This is a genomic window from Campylobacter sp. BCW_6871 (genome assembly GCF_001762325.1).
GTDB classification, from domain to species: Bacteria; Campylobacterota; Campylobacteria; order Campylobacterales; family Campylobacteraceae; genus Campylobacter_D; species Campylobacter_D jejuni.
The window spans coordinates 1,502-8,198 of sequence record NZ_MJWQ01000080.1; the positions used below are offsets into that span (position 1 = coordinate 1,502).

Annotated in this window: 7 protein-coding genes; all 7 read left to right on the forward strand. The window is 28.1% G+C overall.

Annotation, left to right across the window (positions count from 1 at the left end; translation table 11 throughout):
• Positions 1–965: 965 nt before the first annotated feature.
• Entirely contained in the window at positions 966–1,739 is a 774-nt protein-coding gene (traF, locus tag AJ930_RS09135; RefSeq protein ID WP_186820560.1) for a conjugal transfer protein TraF, read from the forward strand.
• A gap of 12 nt (positions 1,740–1,751) precedes the next feature.
• On the forward strand, positions 1,752–2,426 hold the full coding sequence (locus tag AJ930_RS09140; protein WP_070275239.1) for a chromosome segregation protein ParM: 675 nt from the start codon (positions 1,752–1,754) through the stop codon (positions 2,424–2,426).
• 16 nt (positions 2,427–2,442) lie between these two features.
• Positions 2,443–3,441, forward strand: coding sequence for a TraU family protein (locus tag AJ930_RS09145; RefSeq protein WP_002794785.1), 999 nt, complete (start codon positions 2,443–2,445; stop codon positions 3,439–3,441).
• A 22-nt stretch (positions 3,442–3,463) separates the two neighbouring features.
• On the forward strand, positions 3,464–4,126 hold the full coding sequence (locus AJ930_RS09150; RefSeq protein WP_070275240.1) for a helix-turn-helix domain-containing protein: 663 nt from the start codon (positions 3,464–3,466) through the stop codon (positions 4,124–4,126).
• A 15-nt stretch (positions 4,127–4,141) separates the two neighbouring features.
• Positions 4,142–5,086 (forward strand): TrbC family F-type conjugative pilus assembly protein, encoded by a 945-nt coding sequence (locus AJ930_RS09155; protein WP_002821102.1) that lies wholly within the window; start codon positions 4,142–4,144, stop codon positions 5,084–5,086.
• Between the two features lie 9 nt (positions 5,087–5,095).
• On the forward strand, positions 5,096–5,932 hold the full coding sequence (locus AJ930_RS09160) for a hypothetical protein (RefSeq protein ID WP_070275241.1): 837 nt from the start codon (positions 5,096–5,098) through the stop codon (positions 5,930–5,932).
• The coding region (gene traT, locus AJ930_RS09165; RefSeq protein ID WP_070275242.1) for a complement resistance protein TraT at positions 5,919–6,697 on the forward strand (779 nt) is incomplete at its 3' end. The genes AJ930_RS09160 and traT, both read left to right, overlap by 14 nt.

Sequence of the window (6,697 nt, forward strand, 5' to 3'; positions counted from 1 at the left end):
GGTGATAAATGAGGGGATAAATGATGAAAATTATTCAATGAAATGTAGCGGATAAAGAAGGGGGAATAAATGAGGCGATAAAGGGCGAGAAGAAGACTTTTCTATTTAAGGGGGTGAAACGGTTTAGGTTAGGTATAAAAATGGCAATATTATTAACGAAGTTAATGTATGGTAGGTATAAAATTTTTTAACACCCTTTTTTGAGAAAAATAAATTTCATTCTAAAAATACTATAAATCTCCAATTTATAGGCATTCTTTGCTTTAGGGTAGGTATAAAAATGCCCTTGCTAAAGGCTAGACTTTTTAATACTTAATTAAAAATTAAAGTCCCTAAAAATAGGTATTCTTTGCTTTAGGGTAGGTATAAAAATGCCCTTGCTAAAGGCTAGACTTTTTAATACTTAATTAAAACTATTTTTTGTCTTTTCGTGGGTTTGGATTTGGAGTATTTTTTAATTGAAAAATTTACAAAAATTTTAGAGTGAAGATAGGTAAAAAAAATAAAAATAAAAATAAAAAATGATAGATAAAAAAAATAAATCAAAATAAATCAAAATAAATATAGTTTTGCTGTAATTTTCTCTTTGAATTTTTGCTCGTGAAAAGTACAAGATAATTTTTTTATTTTTTTAATCATTTAAAAAAAATATTTTTTAATACTAATTTCATTTAATTTTATTTTAATAATTAAAAATTGTAAAGAAAAGCGGCAAAAAAATATCAAAATTAAGAAAACATTTATTTTTATATTTTGTTTTTAAGAATAAAAATATTATTTTTTAATAATAAAAAAGATATTTTAATTATTAAAAAAAACTTAATTATATAAAAATATTTTAAAATTTATTGTTAGTGATTTATTGTATATATTTATTAACATTTTTAATAAATATATATTTCAAATATATATTTTTTTAAAAAAATGATATAATTATTCAAATATTTTATAATTTAAGGTTTTTTATGGTGAAAATATCTACTACAATTCTTGTTCTCGCTTGTTTTTTACAAGCAAGCACTTTTTTTGGAGACTCAAAGCGTGGTTGGTTTTACTACGAGCTTGCTGATAATAACAACTCACAAGAAAAAAATGAAACCAAAATCCAAAAAAGAATGAATGCAGATGATTTATTTATTGCTTCTATACCTTTAAATAATTTAGATCTTTTAACAGCCGAAGAATTTACCGAAACCTTCGAAAAAGTTAGAAAAATAGCCATCATGAATCCTACAAAAACAAATGTGATGACAATGCAAATTATGAATAAATGGCAAGTTGACCAATCTGAAAAATTTGCTAAAGTTTGGGCTTTAAACCTTTTGGAAAATCCAAACTTAGAGTATCCAGAAATTCGTGATGACAAATTTGGTAGAAGCGAAATGTTTAGACAAAAACAAGAAAAAATAAATAATTTTTATAAAGCTCATCAGGATGATTTTTCCTATGTTGTTTTTGTTAGCGATTTAAATAAAGAAATTAATGAAAAACAAAAAGGCATATATCGCTCGCTACAAAGTGATTATGGTGTAAATGTTGAATATGTTAATGTAGATGAGCGTAAAGACTTAATTTCGAAATTTAAACTTGCAACAACTCCTGAAAATTTCTTTGTTTATAGAAATTCAAAAGGAGAAGCAATTTGGCAAAGAGTTAAATCAGGACTTACAAACAAAGATGACATCATCAACAATACTTTATTTTTATTTGATAATGCAATTTTAGAAAAAGATAAATAATTAAGGATAGATATGAAAAAAATATTTTTTAGTACTATAATTTTAGCTAGTATTCTATACGCAGGCGGCGGCAAAGAAATGGTTTTAGGCAAAACTAAAGATTTTGCAGAAAGAGATATGATAGAGCTTATACAAGAATTCATTGAAAAAAATAAAGCACAAATAGAACAAAAAGCTTTCAAGACTCGAGAACAAGCAAGAGAAAATGTCAAAAATTATCAACCTAAAGGATTAATTCCATTAAAACCTGCCCTTGAAGATAAAATCTTTTATCCTGACTTAACATACACTTTGGATCAAGATATTAAAAATGCAAATGGAGATATTTTATATCCAAAGGGTTTTAAATTTAATCCTGCTGATTATGTAAAGCTTTCATATGCAATGGTAGTTATTAATGGTAACAATAAAAAAGAAGTTGAATGGTTTAAAAAAAGTGGTTTCTCTAATCAAGTTTCTTATAGATTATTGCTCTCAGAAGGAAGTTACTATGATTTAAACCAAGAGCTTAAGCAAGAAGTATTTTATTTGAATCCACAAATTCGCGAAAAATTTAAGATAGTAAAAACTCCAAGCATTATAAAACAAATTGAAAATAAGATACAGATTCATGAAATTTGTATTCCTTGCATGGAGAATAATAAAACTAAAATCGTTGACAATAATTTAAGCATAAAAGAAATTTAAAAAAAGGGAAATTAATATGAAATTCAAGGCTCATTTAATCAGCGCAGTAGCTGCTGCTTGTTTATTTTTTCACCCAAGCGAGACTAAAGCTGTTTGTGCTCCAAATCCAAGTCAAATACTTATAAGCCTAACAGAACTTTGTTGGGAGTGTATTTTTCCTATTAGTATCGCAGGGATACAAGTTATACAAGGACCTATGCCTGATCCGCAAGGTTCAGTAGGCTCTCCTATATGTATATGCCCTGCTCCACCACCTTTATTTTTTCGCATAGGAATTCCTATAGGATATTTTGAGCCTAGTAGAATGCTAGATAGCGTAAAAGACCCTTATTGTTTTGTGGGACTAGGTTTTGGTATGCCTGAAATGCTTACAGCTTCAAAAGGAACCAAAGGTGATGGACATGATAGAGCAAGAGTCTTTTATCAATCTCACTATTATATATATCCTATTATTGGTATGGTAGGAATTTTAATTGATGCCGCATGTATGAATATTACAAGTGGCGTGGATATAGCTTATATGACCGAAGTAGATCCCTTATGGCAAGATGATGAGCTAACAGCCTTGATCAATCCTGAAGCTTTATTATTTGGCAATCCTATTTCAAATCTTGCTTGTATGGCAGATAGTGTATCGGCTCAAGCCAATGTGGCTTTAGATCCATTGTTTTGGTGTAAGGGTTCTTGGGGGAATGCTTACCCACTTTCAGGTAATACAGGTTCAAAAGATTATGTTGAGGATGCTGCTTCTGTTGCAGGTTCTATGATTTATAAACTTCATAGAGAATTAATACTTTGGGAAAGTGCAGGACAATTAGGGCTTTGCGGAGAATACCCTATGCCTATTTGGAGAAAATCTTCCTATAGATTACAAATTTTAGCACCTGTTCCACATCCTATGGGTATGGGCATAGGACAAAGTGGCATCTTATGGAGCTTTGCCAAAAATTATCCTGTAGCAGGAGATAATTTCACTTTTATGGTTTTTAAGAAAAAAGAGTGTTGTGCATTCTAGTATATAAAATGGAGGTTTTGTTGTGTTTATAAAAGAACTTAGAGAAAGATTAAATTTAACTCAATCAGAATTTGCAAAAAACTTAAACATCAATCAAGCAATTGTTTCAAGGTACGAAAATAAAAAATTGAGACCAACAAGTGAGTTTATTATAAGATTGATCAAAACCTTCAATGCAAATCCAAACTTTATTTTTTTTGGAAAAGAGCCTTGCTTGAATGAAAATACTTACAAAAATGAAATTTCACAAGAATTAAATCAATTAATTGATGAATTGTCTTTGTACGAAAATGAAAAAAATATTATTTCAGAACTTGAGAACAGTGCCTTAGAAAAGATTATTTCTCTTGTTTCTGATAAAGAAATTTGGGAAAAACTATTTTCATTATTATTTAAAATAGACAGAAAATTATACACTATAACTTTGTTTATTTGCAGGGTAAGCAAAAGGCTTGACGAAAAAAGTGAAACGCATAAAGCATACCTAGCTTCAATTATTAATAGCTTTGATGATAAAGATTTTAGCAAATTAAACGAGTGCATGAAAATGGATTTAATTACACTTTTTAATGAAAAATTTACTGAAGAAGAAGCAAACATTATAATCGAAGATTGCTTGGTTGTTTTTAAGCATATTGAAAAAACAGCTCCTATTCATAAAATGATAGAGCTTGGAAAAAACTAACAAGAAAGGAAAGAAATGAAAAAACAAATCATAGGTTCTATTTTGCTATGTTCATCATTATTTGCAATTGATGATAATTTGACAAAAGAACAAATATTTCATAATAAATATTTAAAAGATAAAGCTGCAATGCAAAATAAAATTTCAGTCGATGAGCTTTATAAAAACACTAAAGATTTTAACCTTAGTTCTATGAGACAAGATATGAATTTAACAAAGGATGAAATAAAAAAAAGATATGACATAAAGTTTAACCAAAGCGCAGAGGCTAATAAAAGTGCTAAAATTGTTTCCGATATGAGAAGAAGCGATGCTTTTGAAAAAAAGATTGTTGATAACCAAAACTATATTCTGTATGATAAAAGTATGAATTTTAATGAATATCTTGGCGAGTATTCGCAAAATACTAAAGATATGATTAATCAAATGGAAAATTCTAAACACCTTATCAGCACAAACAAATATTTAAATCCTAATGAAAAAATATTCATAGTAATCTCTTCTTCAATGGATAAATCAAGCATTCAAAACTATTTTAAGTTGCTTGAAAATGTAAAAACCGATATAACCTTTGTTTTAAGAGGATTGGTTGGAAATGATGCAAGATATATTAATCCTACTTTTTCTTATTTGCAAGATCTTTTAGTTAAAGACCCTAATAACAAAAATAAAGAAGATAAAAATAATTTTTATTATTACAATATTGAAATTAATCCAAAAGTAACTAGAAGATTTAATATTACTAAAGTTCCTGCTGTGATTTTTATTAAAAACTATGATCCTATTGTAGAAGATTATCAGAAAATGACAAACACGCCTGCAGATACCAATGAAGAGTATTTTGTGGCTTATGGTGAAGCAAGCATTAATTATGCTTTAAGCGAAATAAATAAACAAGCTAAAAGTGATGGACTTGCAAGATTTATTCAAAACATGAATAGCAATTTTTATACTAAATAAGAGTGAAAAATGAATTGTTTTAAAAAGCTAAAAGAAAAAATAATACTCATAAAAATAGAAAAGGAAAAAGCAAGCGAAGAAAAATTTTTAAAAGAGTGTGAAATCAAAGAAGCGGAAATAAGAATGGAAATTCTTGAAAAGCGTAAAGATGATTTATTTAATCAAAGAGAAGAATTAATTCATTCTATTTTAGATGAAGCATCTTTTAACGCACTAACCGAAGAAAGATATTTAGAACTAATTAATAATTATCACATTCTAACAGAAGATAATAAAGCAAATTTGTATGGGATATTAAGAAGAGCTTATAATCTTAGTTCGATGGTAGGACATCTTAAGTGCCTTGATAAAAGTATTAATGAATTAGAAGAAGAGGAGGAAAAACAAGTTGAAATAATAAAAACAAAAAAAACAAATTCACAAATAAAAAAGGAGAGAAAAATGGAAAAAAATGCAGTTGAAATTCTAAGTAATATCAAAACTGATGAACTTTCAAATACAATCAATATTATAAAAGTTATTGAGATTGAAAATATTTTAAATTTTAAAGATCTAGTTGATATTTTTGTAAATGATAAGTATAAGATAGAAGCAAAAGCTCTTAAATACTTAGAAGTTGTTTCAAATAAAACAGAATTTTTTAGAACTTACTTAGAATCTAAAATTTCTAAAGAATTTTCAGAAGAGGAGGAAAAGGATTATTTTGGAAAGTTTCTTAAAGCTTTAGAAAAAGGCTTAGATAATTTAACAGGCGAAACAGAAGAGGAACGCACTAAATTCAAAAAGCATGTCAAAGAAATTTTTGAAAAAATATTTAACAAAAAGGAAAACAATGAAAATAAATAAAACTATTTTTAAAACAGGAATGTGCAGCGTTTTGGCAGCTAGTTTACTCACAGGTTGTTTAACAACTACTTTACAAACTAATGCAACAATGAGTCAAAGTATTTTTCTTGATCCTGTGGCTAAGGAAAAAAGAATTGTATTTTTAAATATCAAAAATACAAGCGGACATGATGTAAATTTAGAACCTAAATTAAGAAGTGCTTTGGAAGCTAAAGGATATAAAGTTATAGATGATCCTGATAAAGCAAATTATATTTTAAGTACCAATATTTTATATTGTGATAAAAAACAAGAAAATAATGCTGTAGGCGGTGCTGTTGCAGGAGGTGCTACAGGTGTGGCAGTTAGTGGCTATAATGGCGGCGGTGCAGGAGGTATGGTTGCTGCAGGTGCTGCAGGTGCTTTAGTAGGAGGACTTTTAGGAAAACTTACCGAAGATACAATTTGGCAAATGCAAGTAGATATTAATATCAAGCAAAAAGCTGATGGTAAAGTTTTAACTTCTAGTGGTAATGTTAGCGGACAAGCTAGCGTAAGAGATTCCCAAAGCTCAGGCTTTTTAAATAGCTTTGGCGGAAATGTTCGCAGTGATAAAGTAGGACATTTAAATTCAAATCAAATCAATAATACACAACAAACTTATGAAGGCAAATATATAGAAAAAAATACTATTATTTTTGCAGAAGCTGTGAAAACAGGACTTAAACTTCCTGAAGCTACGCCTATTTTAGAAGATAAAATTGCAAATCAGATTGCAGGATTATT

Coding starts and splice junctions, on each gene's coding strand:
- traF (WP_186820560.1), top strand. CDS start 966: ATGGTGAAAATATCTACTACAATTCTTGTTCTCGCTTGTTTTTTACAA.
- AJ930_RS09140 (WP_070275239.1), top strand. CDS start 1,752: ATGAAAAAAATATTTTTTAGTACTATAATTTTAGCTAGTATTCTATAC.
- AJ930_RS09145 (WP_002794785.1), top strand. CDS start 2,443: ATGAAATTCAAGGCTCATTTAATCAGCGCAGTAGCTGCTGCTTGTTTA.
- AJ930_RS09155 (WP_002821102.1), top strand. CDS start 4,142: ATGAAAAAACAAATCATAGGTTCTATTTTGCTATGTTCATCATTATTT.
- AJ930_RS09160 (WP_070275241.1), top strand. CDS start 5,096: ATGAATTGTTTTAAAAAGCTAAAAGAAAAAATAATACTCATAAAAATA.